This window comes from Pseudomonas sp. S07E 245 (assembly GCF_019599025.1).
Taxonomy (GTDB): domain Bacteria; phylum Pseudomonadota; class Gammaproteobacteria; order Pseudomonadales; family Pseudomonadaceae; genus Aquipseudomonas; species Aquipseudomonas shirazensis.
In genome coordinates this window covers 1,986,711-2,006,857 of the sequence record NZ_CP080625.1, presented here as the reverse complement: position 1 = coordinate 2,006,857, position 20,147 = coordinate 1,986,711, and the positions used below count along the sequence as shown (strand labels likewise).

At 61.2% G+C, this 20,147-nt stretch carries 20 protein-coding genes; 16 read left to right on the top strand and 4 right to left on the bottom strand.

Translation table 11 applies throughout. The features are described 5' to 3' along the window. Positions 1-18: 18 nt before the first annotated feature. Positions 19-1,395: an MFS transporter gene (locus tag K3F44_RS09155; protein WP_150568932.1), complete on the bottom strand. Its 1,377-nt coding sequence runs from the start codon at positions 1,393-1,395 to the stop codon at positions 19-21. Between the two features lie 304 nt (positions 1,396-1,699). Here K3F44_RS09155 and quiC point away from each other — a divergent pair, with 304 nt between their 5' ends. Together quiC and K3F44_RS09145 are read left to right on the top strand one after the other, a co-directional pair. After that, entirely contained in the window at positions 1,700-3,607 is a 1,908-nt protein-coding gene (gene quiC / locus K3F44_RS09150) for a 3-dehydroshikimate dehydratase QuiC (protein WP_101320331.1), read from the top strand. Positions 3,608-3,736: 129 nt separating this feature from the next. Beyond that, positions 3,737-4,408, top strand: coding sequence for a TetR/AcrR family transcriptional regulator (locus tag K3F44_RS09145; RefSeq protein ID WP_181106673.1), 672 nt, complete (start codon positions 3,737-3,739; stop codon positions 4,406-4,408). A gap of 6 nt (positions 4,409-4,414) precedes the next feature. Here the strand turns inward: K3F44_RS09145 and K3F44_RS09140 are convergent, their stop codons facing one another. Next, positions 4,415-5,422, bottom strand: coding sequence for a GlxA family transcriptional regulator (locus K3F44_RS09140; RefSeq protein WP_101320326.1), 1,008 nt, complete (start codon positions 5,420-5,422; stop codon positions 4,415-4,417). Positions 5,423-5,563: 141 nt separating this feature from the next. Here K3F44_RS09140 and K3F44_RS09135 point away from each other — a divergent pair, with 141 nt between their 5' ends. The 4 genes from K3F44_RS09135 to K3F44_RS09120 all read left to right on the top strand — a co-directional run bounded on the left by K3F44_RS09135 (position 5,564) and on the right by K3F44_RS09120 (position 9,052). Further along, on the top strand, positions 5,564-6,034 hold the full coding sequence (locus tag K3F44_RS09135; RefSeq protein ID WP_220633856.1) for an FAD/FMN-containing dehydrogenase: 471 nt from the start codon (positions 5,564-5,566) through the stop codon (positions 6,032-6,034). A 73-nt stretch (positions 6,035-6,107) separates the two neighbouring features. After that, positions 6,108-6,320 carry a PLDc N-terminal domain-containing protein gene (locus K3F44_RS09130; protein ID WP_101320321.1) on the top strand — a complete coding sequence of 71 codons (213 nt, stop codon included), beginning with the start codon at positions 6,108-6,110 and terminating at the stop codon, positions 6,318-6,320. A gap of 67 nt (positions 6,321-6,387) precedes the next feature. After that, positions 6,388-6,816 carry a RidA family protein gene (locus tag K3F44_RS09125; protein WP_188036241.1) on the top strand — a complete coding sequence of 143 codons (429 nt, stop codon included), beginning with the start codon at positions 6,388-6,390 and terminating at the stop codon, positions 6,814-6,816. A 112-nt stretch (positions 6,817-6,928) separates the two neighbouring features. Beyond that, positions 6,929-9,052, top strand: a complete 2,124-nt coding sequence (locus K3F44_RS09120; RefSeq protein ID WP_220633855.1) for an EAL domain-containing protein — start codon at positions 6,929-6,931, stop codon at positions 9,050-9,052. 21 nt (positions 9,053-9,073) lie between these two features. Here K3F44_RS09120 and K3F44_RS09115 read toward each other — a convergent pair whose 3' ends face one another. After that, positions 9,074-9,442, bottom strand: a complete 369-nt coding sequence (locus K3F44_RS09115; RefSeq protein ID WP_181106665.1) for a response regulator — start codon at positions 9,440-9,442, stop codon at positions 9,074-9,076. Positions 9,443-9,696: 254 nt separating this feature from the next. On the opposite strand from K3F44_RS09115, the gene K3F44_RS09110 reads away from it, so the two are divergent. The 6 genes from K3F44_RS09110 (at position 9,697) to K3F44_RS09085 (ending at position 16,687) form a co-directional block, all read left to right on the top strand. After that, a complete protein-coding gene (locus K3F44_RS09110) occupies positions 9,697-13,155 on the top strand; it encodes a response regulator (RefSeq protein WP_220633854.1) in 3,459 nt (1,152 codons plus the stop codon). Next, positions 13,152-13,973: a protein-glutamate O-methyltransferase CheR gene (locus tag K3F44_RS09105; protein ID WP_101320309.1), complete on the top strand. Its 822-nt coding sequence runs from the start codon at positions 13,152-13,154 to the stop codon at positions 13,971-13,973. The genes K3F44_RS09110 and K3F44_RS09105 overlap by 4 nt, the downstream gene beginning before the upstream one ends. Then, a complete protein-coding gene (locus K3F44_RS09100; protein ID WP_150568939.1) occupies positions 13,970-14,545 on the top strand; it encodes a chemotaxis protein CheB in 576 nt (191 codons plus the stop codon). Before K3F44_RS09105 ends, K3F44_RS09100 begins: the two co-directional genes overlap by 4 nt. Beyond that, a complete protein-coding gene (locus K3F44_RS09095; protein WP_101320304.1) occupies positions 14,539-15,765 on the top strand; it encodes a hybrid sensor histidine kinase/response regulator in 1,227 nt (408 codons plus the stop codon). The genes K3F44_RS09100 and K3F44_RS09095 overlap by 7 nt, the downstream gene beginning before the upstream one ends. A 44-nt stretch (positions 15,766-15,809) precedes the next feature. After that, the gene (locus K3F44_RS09090) at positions 15,810-16,187 is read left to right on the top strand and encodes a response regulator (RefSeq protein WP_101320302.1); all 378 of its coding nucleotides are present in this window, start codon (positions 15,810-15,812) and stop codon (positions 16,185-16,187) included. Positions 16,188-16,285: 98 nt separating this feature from the next. Beyond that, positions 16,286-16,687, top strand: coding sequence for a hypothetical protein (locus K3F44_RS09085; protein ID WP_101320300.1), 402 nt, complete (start codon positions 16,286-16,288; stop codon positions 16,685-16,687). A gap of 1 nt (position 16,688) precedes the next feature. Here the strand turns inward: K3F44_RS09085 and K3F44_RS09080 are convergent, their stop codons facing one another. Then, on the bottom strand, positions 16,689-17,306 hold the full coding sequence (locus K3F44_RS09080; protein ID WP_103437747.1) for a LysE family transporter: 618 nt from the start codon (positions 17,304-17,306) through the stop codon (positions 16,689-16,691). 190 nt (positions 17,307-17,496) lie between these two features. Here K3F44_RS09080 and K3F44_RS09075 point away from each other — a divergent pair, with 190 nt between their 5' ends. From K3F44_RS09075 to K3F44_RS09060, 4 genes are read left to right on the top strand one after another with little or no spacing between them, the layout of a single operon-like run. Beyond that, on the top strand, positions 17,497-17,718 hold the full coding sequence (locus tag K3F44_RS09075; RefSeq protein ID WP_101320296.1) for an MbtH family protein: 222 nt from the start codon (positions 17,497-17,499) through the stop codon (positions 17,716-17,718). A 10-nt stretch (positions 17,719-17,728) separates the two neighbouring features. Further along, positions 17,729-18,448, top strand: a complete 720-nt coding sequence (locus K3F44_RS09070; RefSeq protein WP_220633853.1) for a thioesterase II family protein — start codon at positions 17,729-17,731, stop codon at positions 18,446-18,448. Positions 18,449-18,504: 56 nt separating this feature from the next. Then, positions 18,505-19,056 (top strand): isochorismatase family protein, encoded by a 552-nt coding sequence (locus tag K3F44_RS09065; RefSeq protein ID WP_220633852.1) that lies wholly within the window; start codon positions 18,505-18,507, stop codon positions 19,054-19,056. 23 nt (positions 19,057-19,079) lie between these two features. Next, the gene (locus K3F44_RS09060) at positions 19,080-20,135 is read left to right on the top strand and encodes a DUF1615 domain-containing protein (protein WP_310794632.1); all 1,056 of its coding nucleotides are present in this window, start codon (positions 19,080-19,082) and stop codon (positions 20,133-20,135) included. Positions 20,136-20,147: the final 12 nt, after the last annotated feature.

Genomic DNA, 20,147 nt, shown 5'->3' with positions numbered 1-20,147 from the left:
TGCAGCCCCAGGCAGTTTTTACTGAGTTGCAGCAGTGTTGAGGCTGCCTTTGCGGGTGGCTTCGTAGGTATCTTTGTCCATCGGTTTGGCATTCGGGTTGCCGAGGTCTTCCATCGCCAGACGGTGCGTCTCGGGAGCCACGTAGGCAGCCAGGGCGCAGATGCAGGTGATGAAGAACGCCGAGCCACCTACCACCAGCCAGATGTTTTCCGAGCCTGGCGGCGCGATGGCGGCGAATACCGCTGGCAGCATGGCAGTGAACATGGTGCCGATGTTCTGCGCGATAGCCATGGCCGAGACGCGGTAGCGAGTATTGAACAGCTCCGGGAAGAAGCTTGGGAATACCGCGTTGTAACCTTGGTAGACCATACCCCACATCAGGATCGATGCGCAGAAGGCCAGCGGCACGTTCTGAATGCTGATCGCATACAGGTAAGCGAAAGCCAGCAGGCCCGAGCCCATGCAGCCGGCAATCATGGTTGGACGACGGCCGATCTTGTCAGACAGGTTGCCAACGAACGGGATCACCAGCACTGCGACGATGTTGCCGACTACCGGGATCCACAGGTACACGCTCTTGTCGAAGCCGATGCCGTAAGCCGGCTGCACCGCATAGGCTGCACCGAACACGGTGGCAACGACTGGAATCACGTTCATCAGGGCCATGAACATGACCAGGACCATGTGCTTCCAGCTGTACTTGAACGCTTCCTTGACTGGCGAGCGGGCGATTTTGTCCTGCTTCTCTTCCTTGACGAAGGCCGGGGTCTCGTGGACTTCCTTACGGATGATGAAGCCGGCTACCAGGACGAATGCGCTGAGCAGGAACGGAATGCGCCAGCCCCACTCGTTGAAGGCTTCGCTTGGCATGAAGTACGCCAGTGGCAGGAACACCGCCGCAGCCAGTACCTGACCTGCCTGAACCCCTTGCAGGGTGAAGCTGGCGAAGTAACCTCGGCGTCCGAACGGCGCATGCTCCATGATCATCGAGCTGGCACCGGAGATCTCACCGGCGACCGCAAAGCCCTGAACCAGGCGCAGCAGCACAAGAATGATCGGGGCAATGATGCCAATGTCATGGTAGGTCGGCAGCAGGCCAACGGCCATGGTCGAGATACCCATGAGGAACATGCACAGCAGCAGAACGTTTTTGCGGCCGCGGGTATCACCCCAGTGACCGAGGACAACGGCACCCACCGGACGGGCCAGGTAACCGACACCGTAAGTCGCCAGCGAGGCGATGATGGCCATTTTCGGGTCCATCGACGGGAAGAAGATCTGCGGGAAGATCAGTGCTGCGGCTTGGGCGTAGATGAAAAAGTCGTAGTACTCGAGGGCCGAGCCTATCCACCCACTGGCGGTCGCTTTCTTGGCTTGAGAGCTGGAGTGAGCCATTGTTGTCTCCGTTGTTCTTGTTATTGAACTTATTATGTCGTGACGCTGGGCTTGTCGGTACAGGGTCCGCTGAACGTTCGCAGGGCAGTGAGGAGTTCGAATGGTCTGTAACTGGATTCATGGTTGCCCAGGCTCGAGCACCGAATCAATTCGCCAAATTCGCTTTTGTTCGGTAATCGAACAAAAACTAACTGTTTCGTACAAAAGTCATTGATGGCGGGACTTTACCCGCGAATAATCGATTCTGCCAAGCACCTGCAAGGGTTTTTTGGCTGACGCTTCTCAAATAACAAGGAACTCCAGCATGCAGCGTTCGATTGCCACCGTGTCCTTGAGCGGCACTCTGCCAGAAAAACTCGAAGCCATCGCCGCAGCCGGCTTTGACGGCGTCGAGATTTTCGAAAATGACCTGCTCTATTACGCCGGCAGCCCGCGCGAGATCCGCCAGATGTGCGCCGATCTGGGCATCGCCATCACCCTGTTCCAGCCATTTCGTGACTTCGAAGGCTGCCGCCGCGACCGTCTGCAGAAAAACCTCGACCGCGCCGAGCGCAAGTTCGACCTGATGCAGGAGCTGGGCACGGATTTGGTGCTGGTGTGCAGCAACGTGCAGGCGGACGCGCTGAGCGATGAGCAGATCCTGGTCGACGACCTGCGCCTGCTGGCCGAACATGCTGGTGCCCGCGGCCTGCGTATTGGCTACGAAGCCTTGGCCTGGGGCCGTCACGTCAATACCTACCAGCAGGTCTGGAACCTGGTACGCCAAGCCGATCACCCGGCGCTGGGGGTGATCCTCGACAGCTTCCACACCCTGTCGCTCAAGGGCGACCCGAGTGCAATCCGGCAGATTCCGGGCGACAAGATCTTCTTCGTGCAAATGGCCGATGCGCCGATCCTGGCCATGGACGTGCTGGAGTGGAGCCGGCACTTCCGCTGCTTCCCGGGGCAAGGCGAAATGGACCTGGCGGGCTTCCTCGCGCCGATTCTGCAGACCGGTTACCGCGGGCCGTTGTCGCTGGAAATCTTCAACGATGGCTTCCGCGCTGCACCTACCCGGCAGAACGCTGCCGATGGCCTGCGTTCGCTGTTGTACCTGGAAGAAAAAACCCGCCTGCAATTGCAGCGTGAGGCCCAGCCGATCGAGCCTGAGGTACTGTTTGACCCGGCGCCAGCCAGTACCTACGACGGTGTCGAGTTCCTTGAGTTTGCCGTCGATGAAGCGGTAGGGGCACGTCTGAGTGGTTGGCTCAAGCGCCTGGGCTTTGTCGAGGCGGGTGCACACCGCAGCAAGGGTGTCCGGCTGCTGCGCCAAGGCGATATCAACATCGTGCTCAACGCTGAGCCCTATTCATTCGCGCATAACTTCTTCGAAGCCCACGGCCCTTCGTTGTGCGCCACCGCACTGCGGGTCAAGGACGGCCAGGCTGCCTTGCAGCGTGCCACCGCCTACCGTGGCCAGCCATTCCGTGGCCTGGTCGGGCCCAACGAGCGCGAGATCCCGGCCGTGCGTGCGCCGGATGGCAGCCTGATCTACCTGGTCGAGCAGGCCGGTGCCGGGCATACCATCTACGACAGTGACTTCCGTCTGGATGCCGCCAGCGGCGCCAGTGGTGGCCTGCAACGTATCGACCACATGGCCCTGGCCCTGCCGGCCGAATCGCTGGACAGTTGGGTGCTGTTCTACAAGAGCCTGTTCGACTTCGAGGCCGACGACGAGGTGGTCTTGCCCGACCCCTACGGCCTGGTCAAGAGCCGTGCCTTGCGTAGCCAGTGTGGCACCCTGCGCTTGCCGCTGAATATCTCGGAGAACCGCAACACTGCGATTGCCCACGCGTTGTCCAGCTATCGTGGCTCGGGCGTCCACCACATCGCCTTTGACTGTGCCGACATCTTCAGTGAAGTGGCGCGGGCAAAAAACGCCGGTGTGCCGCTGCTGGAAATCCCCCTGAACTACTACGACGACCTCGCTGCGCGGTTTGATTTCGACGACGAGTTCCTCAGTGAGCTGGCCTACTACAACGTGCTGTACGACCGTGACGCCCAAGGCGGCGAGCTGTTCCACGTGTACACCGAGCCGTTCGAAGAGCGTTTCTTCTTCGAAATCATCCAGCGCAAGGGTGGGTATGCCGGTTACGGCGCAGCCAACGTCGCGGTCCGCCTGGCGGCCATGGCCAAGGCCCGCAGCGGGGCAGCACGCAAACCTGTGTTGTAAGGCAAGCGCCGGCCCAGCGGCCGGCGCACCTGTCACGAAACCTGACCAATGCGACCATCTGCGTGCTTCCCTGCGTCGCAGCAGTCACGGATAATCCCTCCAATTCCAATAATTAGCCTGTGAGTGGGTATGAGTGATTCCGTAGTCAGCCTCGGCGAGCCCGCCCTGGAAGGGGTGCGCAAATCGCGCAAGAACAACCCGGAGAAGACCCGCGAGGACATCCTCCAGGCCGCCATTGGCGAATTCGTTCAGCAAGGCCTGGCCGGCGCCCGCGTCGACGCCATCGCCGAGCGTACTGCCACCTCCAAGCGCATGATCTATTACTACTTCGGCAGTAAGGAGCAGCTCTACGTCGAGTGCCTGGTCAAGCTCTATGGCGACATTCGCAAGACCGAGCGCAGCCTCGATCTGGAGACCTTGCCGCCAGAGCAGGCCATCCGCCGGCTGGTGGAGTTCACCTTCGACCACCACGACCACAACGTCGACTTCGTACGTATCGTCTCGACTGAAAACATCCACTATGGCGAATACGTCAAGCAATCACCGGTCATCCGCGAGATGAGCAGCGTGGTGCTGGAGACACTGGGTCACACGCTCGAGCGCGGCGTTGCCGAGGGCGTGTTCCGCGAGGGTATCGAAGTCATCGATCTGCATATGCTGATGAGCTCGTTCTGCTTCTACCGGGTCTCCAACCGGCACACCTTCAGCGAGATCTTCCAGATCGACATGACCGATGACCAGGTCAAGCAGCGCCACAAACAGATGATCGGTGACGTCGTGCTGCGCTATATCCGTGCCTGAACCGAGCTATTCGCCCAGGCGTTGCTCGCGCGACGGCGGATAGCCAAAGTAGGCTGCATAGCACTTGCTGAAGTGCGACACCGAGACAAACCCGCAGGCGACGGCGACTTCCATCACCGACAGGTCCGAGTACTGCAGCAGGCGCCGGCTCTTGGTGATGCGCAGCTCCATGTAGTAGCGCCGCGGTGAGGTGCCCAGTTGCGCCTGGAACAGGCGGTCGATCTGGCGCCGCGAGCGGTCACTGTAAGCGGCCAGCTGGTCCAGGCTGAGGGTCTCTTCGAGGTTGTTTTCCATCAGTTCGACAATGGTGCGCAGGTGCAGGCTCATGGATTTTTTCGCGCCAGGTCCGACCTGGCGGTAGCGCGCCCCGGAGAACGATAGAATCTCCTCGACGCCTTCAGCCAGGGCGTCACCGTACAAGCGCCGTACCAGCCCAAGCATCAATTCCATCGCGCCATTGGGGCTGGCTGCTGTCAGCCGATCACGGTCAAGGGTAAAGCTTGCCGGGGTGATCCGCGTTTGCGGGCTGCGCTCGGCCAGGCTGGCACGCTGTTCGGGGTGAACGCTGCAGCCATAGTCACTCAAAACTCCGGCCCGCCCGAGAAACCACGCACCGTTCCACAGCCCGCCCAAGGCCAGGCCATGATGGTTGCAATCCTGCAGTAGCCGATCCAGCGCCGGGTACTTGAGTGGAGTACGCAAACCGCCGCAGATGATCAACAGATCAGCCTGCTTGAGGGTTGCCGGATCCAGATCGGTGGCGATCAGCTCAAGGCCCAGGTCGCTTTGCACGCGTTCGCCATCCAGCGACAACGGGGTGAAGCCGAAGCTGTCGGCGCGCAGCAGGTTGGCCGTGACCAGTACGTCCATGGCCACGGTGAAACTGGCCATCGAGAAGTGTTCGAGCAAGACGAAATCGACCTGGTAGGGCTTGTGCACACTGGCATCTGCGGACTTGGTCCGGAACATGTTGCTGGTGCTGGTCTTCTTGCTGAATTGACGAGGTGTGGCCACTGCCGGCTCCGCTTCCTGGCTGACGCGGTGAGTGTGCTGCGGGCACCGGGCAAAGACAACAGAGGCGGCGCTGGGGTGGTAGTTGAGGTCGTTATTGGCGACATGCTCTATGCTGGCAGGCCGTCAATCCGAGTAATCCAGATGAAATTCGCCGCCGCCCTGTTACTTGCCTGCCTGCCGCTCGTGGCCAATGCCGTTGCAGTTGGCGATCAACTCGCGCCCTGGACCCTGCAGGATCAGCACGACCAGAGCTACACTCTGGATGACGACACGCGCATTCTGCTTGTGGCCCGCGACATGGACGGCGCCAAGCTGGTCAAGGCGGCCATCGCGGAGCGGCCCAAGGGGTATCTGGAGGCGCGGCATGCAGTGTTCGTCGCGGATATCCAGCGTATGCCGTCTATAATCAGCAAGCTGTTCGCCATTCCAGCCATGCGTGACTACAGCTACCGGGTCATGCTTGATCGTCAAGGTGAAGTCGCCAGCCGTTACCCTGGGCAGGAAGGCCAGGTGCTCTGGTTGCAACTGGACCACAGTCGCGTGGTAGCACAACAGCAGTTCAGCGATGCCAAGGCGCTGCAAAGTGCGCTGGATCAGGTGACGAAGCCCTGAGACGGGCCGAATCGGAATGAACCCTTGCGCCCTCTGCGGGACCAAAGCATTACATGCTCACGGGAGGACGCTTATGGAAATCGGAACGATCTGGATCATCGTCGCCGCTGTGGTCATCGCCCTGGAAATCTGGGCGATCTGGAACATCATCGGCAGTGAACGGCGAGCGGAGCGAAAAATGCTCTGGATCGTCTTTGTCGTCTACGCGCCAGTGCCTGGGCTGTTGTTCTGGATGTGGCGCGGCCCGCGGGCGGTCAAAGGCCGTCATGTGCTGGAAGAAAAATAATCCTCTTGACCTCGGGTTAACCTGAGGTTTGATACTCGGTCGTTCTTTCACTCGATGGAGCGACCGCATGTCCCCCGTTTTCCAATTGTCCAATCCCGACAGCCTTTATGACCCCAGCGCCAATGCTTATTCGCATGTTGCTCAGGTCCGCTCCGACAGCTGCCTGCTGTATGTAGCCGGGCAGGGCGGCGAAAACGCTCAGGGTAACCTTTCAGCACTGTTTGCTGAGCAGGTGGCCCAGGCGTTGCTCAACCTGCAGCTGGCGCTGGCTTCAAAAGGTGCCGGTCTGGGCGATGTATTCAAACTCACCTTGCTTATCGTTGATCACAGCGAAGAGCGTCTGCGCCAATGGGTGCAGGCGGCAGATCAGGCCTGGGGCGAGCACATGAAGCCCACCTGCACGCTAATTCCGGTGCCACGTCTGGCGCTTGATGGGATGCTGATAGAGGTTGACGCAGTCGCTGCTATCGCAGGGCAGGGCACAAGCGGCCGCTAGGCTCTGATCAAGTTCACAAAGAACTCTCCTGCGCGGCATAATGCCATTGTCTGCTCCGGCCCGGCCTACCCGTCGGGCCTTTTCTTGTGCGTGTTGCCGATCAGAGAAGCTCATGTCGCTAGTCAGTAATCCCGACGTCATGTATCGCCTGTTGATTCAGAGTGTGGTGGATTACGCCATCTACATGCTCACGCCCGAAGGCGTGGTCGCCAACTGGAATCCGGGGGCGCAACGCGCCAAGGGCTACAGCGCCGAGGAAATAGTCGGGCAGCACTACTCGCTGTTCTATGACCATGAGGATCGCGCTGCCGGGATCCCGCAGCGCAATCTGGAACTGGCCCGCAGCACCGGACGGTTTGAAGAGCAGGGGTGGCGACTGCGCAAGGACGGCAGCGCGTTCCGTGCGCATGTGGTCATCGATGCGGTGCTCGATGCTGATGGGCAACTGCTCGGTTTTGCCAAGATCACCCGCGACGTGTCCGAGCGGCATCGCTACGAGCAGGAGTTGCTCAAGGCCAAGGAGCTAGCCGAGCAGCATAGTCAGGAAATGGCCGACCTGTCGCGTTTTCTCGACTCGGTGATCGCCAACATTCCGGCCAGCCTGATCGTCCAGGATCTCGACAGCCATCGCATCCTGTTGGCCAATCAGCAGGCCGAACGTCTGTTTGGCGGCCAGGGTGCGAGCATGATCGGCCAGTTGCCAGAGGACTGCCTGCAGCCAGAGGCGGCCGATTACCTCCAGCAGCAGTTGACGCGTGGTTCGCGCAGTAGCAAGGGCTACGCCTCGGAAACTCGGGTGAATACGGCCTGTGGCCCGCGAACCTTGCGCAGCCGAGCATCGCTCAGCGAAAACCGCGATGGCCAGCCGGACTATGTGCTGTTCGTGGCTGAGGATGCGACCGAAGAGCTGGCCGCGCATGCGCAGATCCATCATATGGCGCACCACGATGCCTTGACCGGGTTGCCTAACCGCACGTTGTTCCATGAACGCCTGAAGCAGGCGCTGCTGCGCGCAGAGGAGAGTGGCAAGCTCACCGCCGCGTTGTGCCTGGACCTGGACAACTTCAAGAACATCAACGACTCCCTCGGCCACGCCTTCGGCGACAAGCTGCTGCGTGCGCTGGGCACTCGCCTGCGCGGTGAACTGCGCGATCAGGACACCTTGGCGCGGCTTGGCGGGGATGAGTTCGCTGTCGTCCTCAACGGCATGGACAGCCCGCAAGCCGCCTGTGTCACCGCCCGTCGCCTGATCCAGGCGATGGCCCCGGTATTTCGTATCGAAGGCCATCAGTTCAGCGTTGGCGTCAGTATCGGCATCGCCATTGCGCCGAATGACCATGAACACGCCGAGCAACTGCTGGGCTACGCCGACATGGCTTTGTACGAGGCCAAGCGCAACGGCCGCAATCGTTATGAGTGCTTCCATCTCGAACTCGACAATGCCGCCCGTCAGCGCCGTCTGGTTGAAACCGACCTGCGCACTGCCTTGCACCTGGGCCAGTTGCAACTGCATTACCAGCCGGTCGTCGACCAGCAGACCCATGCGGTCACGGGTTACGAAGCATTGCTGCGCTGGGAGCATCCCATTCGCGGCATGATCATGCCGATGGACTTTATCCCGATCGCCGAAGAAACCGGGCTGATTCACGAGATAGGCGCCCGCGCGCTGAATCTTGCCTGCCAGGAGGCGGCCACCTGGGGCACCGATCAGGTGGTGTCGGTCAACCTCTCGCCCGTGCAGTTCAAAAGCGGCAACCTGTTGCACGTCGTGACTTTGGCATTGGCGGACTCGGGCTTACCCGCTCACCGTCTGGAGCTGGAGATTACCGAATCGGTTCTGTTGGGAAACAGCGAGGAGAACGTCAATACCCTGCGGGCGCTGAAGGGGCTCGGTGCGTCGATCTCGCTGGACGATTTCGGCACCGGCTATTCATCGTTGGGGTATCTGCGCTCGTTCCCGTTCGATCGAATCAAGATCGACAAGTCGTTCGTCAATGACATGTGTGACAGTCGCGAAGCGATGTCGATCATCCGCGCCATCACTGAACTGTCCAGCAGCCTGATGATCAAGACCACTGCAGAAGGGGTCGAGACGCCCGAGCAGATGGAACTGCTGCGCGCCGAGGGTTGCTCGCACTTCCAGGGATTCTTGTATGGAAGGCCGGTGCCGGCCAGCGAGCGCTTGATTACAGTGAGCCAGATCGACGGCGCCCGGCCCGCTGCATCCAAGTTGTGACAGGTGACTTTTAGCTGTGAGTCAGGCCTGTGTTGAGTCTGCAGGCCCGATCATCTGCACCACCTTGTCGCGCAACTGGTCGATACTGAACGGCTTGCCGATCGAGTGCATGCCTTCCGGCACGCTCAAGCTGTCGGCATAACCACTGGCAAACAGCACGGGTAGCAGCGGGCGAATTTCCCGTGCTTTACCCGCCAGATCCTGACCGCTCATATCGGGCAAGCCGACGTCGGTCATCAGCAGGTCCAACGGCGTTGCAGAGTCATTGAGGATAACCAGGGCACTGGTGGCGTCTGCTGCTTCGATCACCTTATAGCCAAGATCCTCGAGCACTTCGACCATCAGCATACGTACGATGTCGTCGTCTTCGACTACTAGAAGGGGGTGCATGTCGCGGTCCTGTACCAGATAAGTGTCTCTACTCTGTGCCCGTATCAGGCCCAGAAGTTCCCAATATAACGTTCACTGCAATCAGATGGAACGATTGGCGCACCCCGTTCTCAAATACTGGCTAAATGCCCCTGCCATAAATGGCAAAGCTGGTTAGACTTCGCTGTCAGACCCGCCAGTGGGACACTGCAGCAGCATCTTGCAGGTGCCGGCACCCTCGGTATTCAACGGTTAATTCGCTCGGGCGTTATCAGATGATTCAAGCAGCTTCTATGGACCAGCAGAGCTTTCGCAAGCTGTTAAGCCGCAACGTCGGCTTGCCACTTGGCGTGGGCCTGCTTGGCGCCGTGGCGTTTGTCGCGGTAATCAGCTACCTGCTCTCGGCCATGCAATGGGTCGAACACACCGACCGCGTGATTGGCAATGCCAACGAAACGCTGAAACTTTCGATCGACATGGAAACCGGCATGCGCGGGTTTCTGATCACCGGTGACGAGCGGTTCCTGGACCCTTACGAGGTGGCCAGGCCGCGTATATTCGCAAGCCTGGACAGCTTGCGCGAGCTGGTGGCAGACAACCCGGCGCAGGTCGACCGGATTGATCGGCTGAGCGCGCTGCAGCATGCCTGGAACGATTTTGGCCAGGAGATGATCACCCTGCGCCGGACTCAGGGCGGATTCCAGCAGGCGATCGCCAACGGCCGCGGCAAGCGTATCACCGACGAGGTACGCAAAGAGTTTGACGACTTCATCGGCAACGAACAGCAACTGCGCCAGGTCCGTAACCAGACCGTCAACACGGTTACCGTCACGGCGATTACCACCTTCGTACTGTTTATCGTCGCGCTCAGCGGCCTGCTGGCGTATCTGGGACGCCGCGATTTGCTGGCGTTGTCGGACAGCTACGTAGGTAACATGCAGGCGCAGCAGCGCGCCAATGAACGCCTTGAACACAATGCCTGGCTGCGTAATGGCCAGACCCAGCTAGCCGAGCAAGTGCTGGGGCAGTTGACCCTGCCGATGCTGGGCGACAACATCCTGCAGTTTTTTGCGACGTACCTGGGCAGTGTGGTTGGCGCGTTGTATGTGCGTAACGAGCACGGCAGCCTGGTCCGTGTCGCCAGTTACGGCCTGAGCGCCGAGGAGCAACTGCGTACGCAGGCGCTGGGCGTCGACGAGGGCTTGGTGTCGGAAGCGGTGCGCCAGTCGCGCGTGGTGCGCCTCGATCAGCTGCCGGAAGATTACTTCCGCCTGAGCTCGGGTCTGGGCAGCGGCTTGCCGCGCAGCGCACTGTTGATGCCGACTCGCGACAATGGCCAGATCAATGGCGTCGTCGAACTTGGCTTCCTGCGCCCGCTGAGCGAGCGTGACCAGGAGATCGTCGAGCGCGTTGCCGAAAACCTCGGCATGTCGATCGAGAGCGCCCGCTACCGTCAGCGCCTGCAAGAGGTGCTGGCCGAAACCCAGCAGCTCAACGAAGAACTGCAGGTGCAACAGGAAGAGCTCAAGACTGCCAACGAGGAGCTGGAAGAACAGTCCCGCGTGCTGAAGGAATCGCAAGCGCACCTTGAGACGCAGCAGGCCGAGCTTGAGCAGACCAACGAGAGCTTGTCCGAGCGCACCGAGGCACTCGATCGCAAGAACAGCGAGCTCAATGAAGCCCAGCAAGAGCTGCAGGCCCGCGCCGAAGACTTGCAGCGCTCGAGCAAGTACAAATCAGAATTCCTCGCCAACATGTCCCACGAGCTGCGCACGCCGCTGAACAGCTCGCTGATCCTGGCCAAGCTGCTCGCCGAAAACGACGAGGGTAACCTCACCGCCGAACAGGTCAAGTTCGCCGATTCGATCTATTCGGCCGGCAACGATCTGCTCAACCTGATCAATGACATTCTGGACATCGCCAAGGTCGAGGCGGGCAAGCTTGAAGTGCGCCCCGAGACGACCCAGGTCGAGCGCCTGGTCGAAGGCCTGCGCAGCATGTTCGTGCCGCTGGCCAAAGACAAAGGCCTGGACTTCCAGGTCGTGCTCGAACACCCGCTGCCGGCGACGCTGTTCACCGACCGCCAGCGCCTGGAGCAGATCCTCAAGAATCTGCTTTCAAATGCGATCAAGTTCACCGAGCGTGGTCAGGTCAGCATGACCATCAGCAAGCAGGCCGGCGTCGGCCTGGTGTTTGCCGTGCGCGACAGTGGTATCGGCATTGCGCCGGATCAACAGCAGGCGATTTTCGGCGCCTTCCATCAGGTCGACGGCACCAGCAATCGCCGTTACGGTGGCACCGGGCTGGGCCTGTCGATTTCGCGCGACCTGGCCCATCTGCTCGGTGGCCAGATCAGCCTCGACAGCAGCCCCGGCCAAGGCAGCGTGTTCAGCCTGATCATGCCCGAGCGCTATGAGTCGGATGAGCCGGTCGAGGTGCAGACCCTGCGCCCAGCTGTCGATCAGTTGCCGGCTGCGCCGCAGGTGCCAGCAGCAGTACCGCTGCCGCGCCACGCGTTTGCCGATGACCGCGAGCTGGCGCCGTTCAGCAAGCGCTGCATTCTGGTGATCGAGGACGAGCCGAACTTCGCCCGTATTCTCTTCGACCTGGCCCATGAGCTGGGTTACAACTGCCTGGCCGCGCAGAGCGCCGACGAGGGCTTCCGGCTGGCGGCGCAGTACCTGCCGGATGCGGTCCTGCTCGATATGCGCCTGCCTGACCATTCCGGCCTGACCGTGCTGCAGAGGCTCAAGGAGCAGGCCAGCACGCGCCATATTCCTGTGCATATCATCTCGGTCGAAGACCGTGTCGAAGCGGCCATGCACATGGGCGCGGTCGGTTACGCGGTCAAGCCGACCAGTCGCGAAGAGCTCAAAGAGGTGTTCGGCCTGCTCGAAGCCAAGCTGACCCAGAAGCTCAAACGCATCCTGCTGGTTGAAGACGACGACCTGCAGCGCGAGAGCATTGCCCGCCTGATCGGGGACGACGACATCGAAATCACGGCGGTGGCGTTGGCTCAGGATGCACTCGAGCTGCTGCGCGAGAACATCTATGACTGTATGATCATCGACCTCAAGCTGCCCGACATGCTCGGCAACGAGCTGCTCAAGCGAATGACGGCTGAAGATATTCGCGCGTTCCCGCCGGTCATCGTCTATACCGGGCGCAACCTCACCCGCGAAGAAGAAACCGAGCTGCTCAAGTACTCGCGCTCGATCATCATCAAGGGCGCGCGCTCGCCGGAGCGTCTGCTCGATGAAGTGACGTTGTTCCTGCACAAGGTCGAGGCGCAGTTGTCCAACGAGCGTCAGCGTATGCTGAAGACGGCGCGCAGCCGTGACAAAGTGTTCGAGGGCCGCAAGATCCTTCTGGTCGACGACGACGTGCGCAACATCTTCGCCCTGACCAGCGCCCTGGAACACAAGGGCGCCATCGTCGAGATCGGCCGCAACGGACGCGAAGCGCTGGAGCAGCTGGAGCTTCACGACGACATCGACCTGGTACTGATGGACGTGATGATGCCGGAAATGGACGGCTACGAGGCTACTCGCTTGATTCGCCAGCAAGCGCGCTGGCGCAAACTGCCGATCATTGCCGTGACCGCCAAGGCGATGAAAGACGACCAGCAGCGCTGTCTGCAGGCTGGTGCCAATGATTATCTGGCCAAACCGATTGATCTGGACCGGCTGTTCTCACTGATCCGCGTCTGGCTGCCGCAACTGGAGCGAATTTGACTAGCGAGCGCAACACCGACATCGAGATCCGATTGCTGATCGAGGCGATCTATCTCAAGTACAGCTACGACTTCCGCGATTACTCCGGGGCGTCGATCAAGCGCCGCATCCTGCACGCGCTGCGTCAGTTCGACTGCCGTACGGTGTCGGCGCTGCAGGAGCGGGTGCTGCATGACCCGGGCATGTTCATGCAGTTGCTGCAGTACCTGACGATCCCGGTCAGCGAGATGTTTCGCGACCCTGGGCATTTTCTTGCACTGCGCGAAGAAGTCGTGCCGTTGTTGCGCACCTGGCCGTCGCTGAAGATCTGGATCGCTGGTTGCAGCACCGGTGAAGAGGTGTACTCGATGGCCATCCTCCTGCGCGAGGAAGGCCTGCTCGAGCGCACCATTATCTACGCCACCGATATCAACCCGAATTCGCTGGAGAAAGCCAAGCAGGGCATCTATTCGATGCAGAACATGCAGGGCTATGAAGAAAACTACCGCAAGGCCGGTGGCCGCCGGGACTTCAGCGAGTACTACACCAGCGCCTACGGCAACGCGATCATGGACAGCAGCCTGCGAGACAACGTGACCTTTGCCGACCACAGCCTGGCCACCGACAGTGTGTTCTCGGAAACCCAGTTGGTGTCGTGCCGCAATGTGCTGATCTACTTCAACAAGAGTTTGCAGGACCGCGCCTTTGGGCTGTTCCACGAGTCGCTGTGCCACCGCGGCTTTCTGGTGCTGGGCAGCAAGGAGTCGGTGGATTTTTCTGCTTACAGCGAGCAGTTCGAGCCCTTGGTCAAACCTGAACGGATCTTCCGTAAATCATGACGGGCGTCGATGCGGTAGTGATCGGCGCTTCGGCGGGTGGCGTCGCAGCCCTGTTCACCGTACTCGGCAGCCTGCCGCAGGGCTTCGCCGTGCCGGTGCTGTGCGTGCTGCACCTGCCGGATGACCGCCACAGCCAGCTTGCCGAAGTGTTGCAGCGCAAGGTGCAGCGACCCGTGCGGGAGGCGCGTGACAAGGCGTTGATCGAGCCTGGGCTTATCTACGTGGCCGGGCCGGCCTATCATTTGTCGGTCGAGCAGGATTTCAGCCTGTCGCTGAGCCAGGAAGAGCCGGTGCATTTCTCTCGCCCGGCGATTGATTTTCTGTTTACCTCGGCAGCCGATGCCTATCGCCAGCGGCTGCTTGGTGTGCTCCTGACCGGTGCCAATGAAGACGGCGCGCGCGGGCTCGCCTACATCAAACAATGCGGAGGCCGGACAGTGGTCCAGGACCCCCAGGACGCACAAGTCGCGCTGATGCCGGAGGCCGCATTGGCCCTGCACAGCCCTGACTACATCCTTACTTTGAGCGGCATCGGGCAATTGCTCGGCAGCCTGGAAACCAGCGCATGTTAAGCCAGATTACCGCCAAACTGCTGATCGTCGACGATCTGCCAGAGAACCTGCTGGCCCTCGCCGCGCTGATCCATGGCGAAGACCGCGAAGTGCACCAGGCGCAGTCTGCCGAAGACGCGTTGGGGCTGTTGCTTGAACACGAATTTGCCTTGGCCATTCTGGACGTGCAGATGCCCGGCATGAACGGCTTCGAGCTGGCGGAGTTGATGCGCGGCACGGAAAAAACCAAGCACATCCCGATCGTCTTCGTCAGCGCCGCCGGGCGCGAGATGAACTACGCGTTCAAGGGCTACGAAAGTGGCGCAGTCGACTTTTTGCACAAACCCCTCGACACCATGGCGGTGAAGAGCAAGGTGTCGGTGTTTGTCGATCTGTACCGCCAGCGCAAGGTGCTCGACCGCCAGCTGCAGGACCTGGAGCGCAGCCGTCAGGAGCAGGAAGTGTTGCTCGGTCAGTTACAGGTGGCGCGGGGCGAGCTGGAGCGCGCGGTGCGCATGCGCGACGACTTCATGTCGATCGTGTCCCATGAAGTGCGCACGCCGCTGAACGGGCTGATTCTGGAAACCCAGCTGCGCAAGATGCACCTGTCGCGAGGCAACCTAGCTGCATTCAGCGAAGACAAGCTACAGGCCATGGTCGAGCGCGACGAGCGGCAGATCAACAGCCTGATCAGGCTGATCGAGGACATGCTCGACGTATCGCGCATCCGCACCGGTAAATTGTCGCTGCGGCCGCGCCAGTTCGACCTGGCGCAGCTGGTCAGCGGCCTGGTGGAGAACTTCGAAGCGCAGGCGCTGGCCTCCAACACCCACATCGAGCTGCAATGCTGCGATACAGTTGAAGGTGAGTGGGATGAGTTTCGGATTGAACAAGTGGTAGCCAACCTGTTGTCCAATGCATTGCGTTACGGTCAACGGCAACCGGTGCAGGTACGGGTGTTCGAGCAGGCCGGGATGGCCTGGGTGCAGGTGCAGGACCACGGTATCGGCGTCAGCGCCGCCAACCAGCAGCGGATCTTCCAGCAGTTTGAGCGTGTTGCAGCAGAGCAGGCCATCGGAGGCCTGGGCTTGGGTCTGTATATCTCCGAGCAGATTGTCAGGGCCCATGGTGGGCAGATCCAGATCGACAGCGAGGTAGGCCAAGGCGCGACATTCAGCGTGCTGCTGCCACTGACGGCGCTGTCACAACAAACCGACCAGGCGCAGGCAACCTCTGCTTAAGCCCGGGGTCAGATGGCCAACTTGCTGAATTCCAAGGCGTTGTCATGAGCGAAGATGCACAAGATGTTGTACTGGTAGTCGAGGATGAACCGGCCATTCGGATGATCTTGCGCGACTATCTTTCAGGTGAGGGCTACCACGTGCTGGTTGCCGAAGACGGCCAGCAGGCGTTCGAGATTCTCGCGCGCAAGCCTCACCTGGACCTGATCGTCACCGATTACCGGTTGCCGGGTGGGATCTCCGGGGTACAGATCGCCGAGCCAGCGGTCAAGCTGCGGCCTGATCTGAAGGTGATTTTCATCAGCGGCTATCCAGCCGAGATCCTCGAATCCGGCAGCCCGATTGCGCGCAAGGCGCCGATCCTGGCCAAGCCGTTCGACCTGGATACGCTGCGTGACAAGATCCAGGATCTGTTGCAATGACAGGTTGCTGGCTGATCTGAGCACGGGTATCGATTTGCCCGCTCTCGGATCAGCGACGGCGGTGGTTGCGGCTCGGTGACAACGGCTATGCTAGGCACATGACAGCCAGCCAGCCGATACGTCAACCTTGCCCGCCCGGTGCCTGCGACTGCGGGCGCGATGACTTGCAAGCCGCATCGCCTGCAGCGCAGCGTATCCTGCGCCTGACCCGTCACGAAGAAAAACGTCTGCTCGAACGCCTGGAAAACCTCAAGGGCCTTGAAGATCTGCACCGCTTGCAGCAGCTGATGCATGATCAGCTTGGCATCCGCGTGCACATTGCTCCCAGTTTCAACGAAGTGCGCACCATGCGCGGTATCCTCATCGAACTGGCCGAGCAGCCCGGTCTGTGCCGCAAGACCCGCCAGGCCATCCCCGCAGCCATCCGCCGGGGGCTGGAGCGCAACCCGGAAGTTGCTTTCCGCCTGCTCGATGCGCACGACCTGTTGCGCGACGCCTGAGTCAGCGCATCGCCGCCAGTTTGATCCCGAAGCCAATCAGGCAAGCACCCGCCAGGCGCTCGAGCACATTCGACAGTTTGGGGCTGGCGCGCATGCGTTCGGCCAGGTGATGGGTCAGCAGCACGGCCACCAGCCCGTAAAGCAATGTCAGCGCGGCGATGGTTACCGCCATGAAGGCGAAAGTGACCATGCCCTGGTGCCGAACCGGGTCGATGAACAGCGGAAAGAACGCCATGTAGAACATGATCGCCTTGGGGTTGAGCAGGGTGATCATCATCGTCTGGCGCAGGTAATGGCCGCTGTCCATGCGGCTGACGCGCGGTGCGCCGCCGGCCTTGCTGAGCAGCATGCGCAGTCCCAGATAGGCGAGGTAGGCCGCGCCGGCCCACTGCACCACATGGAACGCCGCGGGGTAGGCCGCCAGCAGCGTGGCAACCCCAGCCACCGCCAGCCACATCAATACCTGATCGCCGAGAATCACCCCGCACGTGGCAGCCAGGCCACCTTTGATGCCCGCCTTGCCGGTAGCGGTGATCAGCGCGAAGTTGCCAGGACCGGGGATGGCCAGCAGGATCAGAAAGGCGATGACGAAGGCGCCGTAGTCGGTCACACCGAGCATTGCTGTTCTCCTTGAGCGCTGGGCAGATGTAACTGGATGTATGACAGCATTGGCGGCGCTTGCAAAGACCACGGGTGACTAATTTTGCCCGGGGCTTTTACGTTCTCTTGAAGTCAGTGCCGTTGAGACGGCCGCAACCATCGCCCCGCGCCGACCGTGCTGGGGCGGGCAACTTCCAAGGAGACAGGCAATGACTTCCGTTTTCGACCGTGACGATATCGTTTTTCAGGTGGTGCTCAACCATGAGGAGCAGTACTCGATCTGGCCTGAATACAAAGCGATCCCGGCGGGCTGGCGCGCAGCGGGCAAAAGCGGCCTGAAGCAGGAATGCCTGGCCTACATCGATGAGGTCTGGACCGACATGCGACCGCTGAGCCTGCGCCAGAAGATGGCAGCAGCGGCGGCGCAGTGAGCGTCTGCCGGTGAGCGTAGTCAACCTGTTGTGCCTTCCCTACTCAGGCGCCAGTGCAATGGTCTATAGCCGCTGGCGGCGCAAGCTGCCTGCCTGGCTGCAGGTGCGTCCAGTGGAGTTGCCAGGTCGCGGTGCGCGCATGGGCGAGGCGTTGCACACCGACCTGCTGGGCCTGGCCAGGCAACTGGCCGCTGAGCAACGGTTGGCAGCCAACGCGCCTTACGCGCTGCTTGGGCATAGCCTTGGCGCACTGCTGGCGTTTGAGTTGGCCCACGAGCTGCAGGCGCTGGGTTGCCCGCCGCCGTTGGCGTTGTTTGCCTGCGGTACCGCCGCGCCCACTCGGCGCGAGGACTACGACGGCAACCGCTGGCGCGAGCCACGCAGCGACGCCGAGTTGATCGCTGAGCTGCGCAGTCTGCAAGGTACGCCTGAGGAGGTGTTGAACAATCAGGAACTGATGAGCCTGACCTTGCCAATCCTGCGCGCTGACTTTCTCCTGTGTGGCCGCTATGCCTATCGCCAGCGGCCATTACTGCGCTGCCCGTTGCGGGTGCTCGGTGGCGAGACGGATCGCGCCAGCCCCGATCAGTTGCAGGCCTGGAGCCGAGAAACGCTTGGGGAGTTTTCTCTGCAGCACTTCCCGGGTGGGCACTTCTTCATTCATGAGCACGAAGACCGCGTGCTGAGCGTGCTGACCGAGGTCCTCGAGCCGCTGCGCCTGACTGCCTGATTGACGTCCTCCCTTGCTTGCGAGAGGCTTGAGTTTTCCTCTGCAAGGGATGGGCAATGTTGATTGATCCGCTCAAGGCCACGCTGCTGGTCGTCGATATCCAGGAAAAACTGATTGGCGCCATGAGCGACCCGGCCGGTACCCGGGCGCGAGCGCGCTGGTTGCTCGCGGCAACTGCCGAGCTGCAGCTGCCAACGGTAATCTCCGAACAATACCCGCAAGGCCTCGGGTCAACCCTGACCGAGCTCACAACGGCGGCTCCGGCCGCGCAGGTGGTCAGCAAGCAGCACTTTTCCTGCGTGGCCGCGCAGTGTCTGCCGGCCAGTTTGCTCGAGCGCGAGCAGGTGATCGTGTGCGGCATGGAGACCCACGTGTGCGTACTGCAAACCGTGCTTGGCCTGCTCGGTTTGGGCAAGCAGGTCTTTGTCGTCGAGGATGCCTGCGACAGCCGTACCGTGGCGAATAAAGCTGCAGCGCTGGCGCGCATGCGTGCTGCCGGTGCGCAGATCGTCACCCGCGAGATGGTCGTGTTCGAGCTAATGTGCAGCGCTGCCCATCCGCAGTTCCGCCATATCAGCAAAACCTACATGGTCGGAGAACAACCCTGAGCCGCCGTCTGGCCGGGGCCGGCGTGGTGATTCTGGCCCTGCTGCAAGGGTGTGCCGGTCAGCGCGAGAGTGCTCCCGAAGCAGACCCGGCCAAGGTTCGCGCGCAACTGCTGCGGCTGCTGCCCGCCCAACTCAACGACCGTCAGGGCTGGGCCGAAGACATCCAGACGGCGTTTACAGCTCAGCAACTTGATCCGAGCAAGAGCAACCTGTGCGCGGTATTGGCCGTGACCGAGCAGGAATCAACCTTTACCGCCGACCCGCAGGTGCCCAACCTGGGCCGCATCGCCCGCGCCGAGATCGACCGCCGGGCCGGCCGGCTGCATATCCCCAAGCTGCTGGTGGACGCTGCGTTGCTGACGCCCTCCGGCAACGGCAAGTCGTATCAGCAGCGGCTGGCGGCGGTGCGCAGCGAGAAGCAGCTCAGCGCGCTGTACGACGAGGTCATCGAACGTTTGCCGTTGGGCAAGACGCTGCTCGGCGGGCTTAACCCGGTGCACACCGGTGGGCCGATGCAGGTCAGTATCGACTTTGCCCAGCGTCATGCCAGCAATTACCCCTACAGCTATCAGGGTGCCATTCGCCAGGAGGTGTTCAGCCGACGCGGCGGCATGTACTTCGGCATCGCCCACCTGTTGGGGTATCCGGCGCATTACCCGCGCCAGCTGTACCGTTTTGGCGACTTCAATGCCGGTTGGTACGCCAGCCGCAATGCGGCGTTTCAGGCGGCGCTGAGTCGCGCCAGTGGCGTCAGCCTGGCGCTCGATGGTGACCTGATTGCACCGGGCTCGATCATGCCCGGCGCTACCGAGCAGGCAGCACGCAAGCTGGGGGTGAAGCTGGGCTTGCGCAACACGCAAATACGCAGCCAGCTGGAGGAGGGCGACAGCCTTGCGTTCGAGGAGAGCGAGTTGTATCGCGAGGTATTTGCTCTGGCAGATGCCAAAGCCGGCAAGTCGCTGCCGCGCGCGGTGTTGCCAGGGATCGAGCTGAAGAGCCCGAAGATCACCCGCAAGCTGACCACGGCGTGGTTCGCAGGTCGAGTAGATGAGCGTTATCAGCGCTGTATGAAGCGCTGATGGATGAGCATT

Excerpts from the sequence above, each read along its gene's own strand:
- K3F44_RS09155 (WP_150568932.1), bottom strand. The coding sequence starts at position 1,395 with ATGGCTCACTCCAGCTCTCAAGCCAAGAAAGCGACCGCCAGTGGGTGG.
- quiC (WP_101320331.1), top strand. The coding sequence starts at position 1,700 with ATGCAGCGTTCGATTGCCACCGTGTCCTTGAGCGGCACTCTGCCAGAA.
- K3F44_RS09145 (WP_181106673.1), top strand. The coding sequence starts at position 3,737 with ATGAGTGATTCCGTAGTCAGCCTCGGCGAGCCCGCCCTGGAAGGGGTG.
- K3F44_RS09135 (WP_220633856.1), top strand. The coding sequence starts at position 5,564 with ATGAAATTCGCCGCCGCCCTGTTACTTGCCTGCCTGCCGCTCGTGGCC.
- K3F44_RS09130 (WP_101320321.1), top strand. The coding sequence starts at position 6,108 with ATGGAAATCGGAACGATCTGGATCATCGTCGCCGCTGTGGTCATCGCC.
- K3F44_RS09125 (WP_188036241.1), top strand. The coding sequence starts at position 6,388 with ATGTCCCCCGTTTTCCAATTGTCCAATCCCGACAGCCTTTATGACCCC.
- K3F44_RS09120 (WP_220633855.1), top strand. The coding sequence starts at position 6,929 with ATGTCGCTAGTCAGTAATCCCGACGTCATGTATCGCCTGTTGATTCAG.
- K3F44_RS09115 (WP_181106665.1), bottom strand. The coding sequence starts at position 9,442 with ATGCACCCCCTTCTAGTAGTCGAAGACGACGACATCGTACGTATGCTG.
- K3F44_RS09110 (WP_220633854.1), top strand. The coding sequence starts at position 9,697 with ATGATTCAAGCAGCTTCTATGGACCAGCAGAGCTTTCGCAAGCTGTTA.
- K3F44_RS09100 (WP_150568939.1), top strand. The coding sequence starts at position 13,970 with ATGACGGGCGTCGATGCGGTAGTGATCGGCGCTTCGGCGGGTGGCGTC.
- K3F44_RS09095 (WP_101320304.1), top strand. The coding sequence starts at position 14,539 with ATGTTAAGCCAGATTACCGCCAAACTGCTGATCGTCGACGATCTGCCA.
- K3F44_RS09090 (WP_101320302.1), top strand. The coding sequence starts at position 15,810 with ATGAGCGAAGATGCACAAGATGTTGTACTGGTAGTCGAGGATGAACCG.
- K3F44_RS09085 (WP_101320300.1), top strand. The coding sequence starts at position 16,286 with ATGACAGCCAGCCAGCCGATACGTCAACCTTGCCCGCCCGGTGCCTGC.
- K3F44_RS09080 (WP_103437747.1), bottom strand. The coding sequence starts at position 17,306 with ATGCTCGGTGTGACCGACTACGGCGCCTTCGTCATCGCCTTTCTGATC.
- K3F44_RS09075 (WP_101320296.1), top strand. The coding sequence starts at position 17,497 with ATGACTTCCGTTTTCGACCGTGACGATATCGTTTTTCAGGTGGTGCTC.
- K3F44_RS09065 (WP_220633852.1), top strand. The coding sequence starts at position 18,505 with ATGTTGATTGATCCGCTCAAGGCCACGCTGCTGGTCGTCGATATCCAG.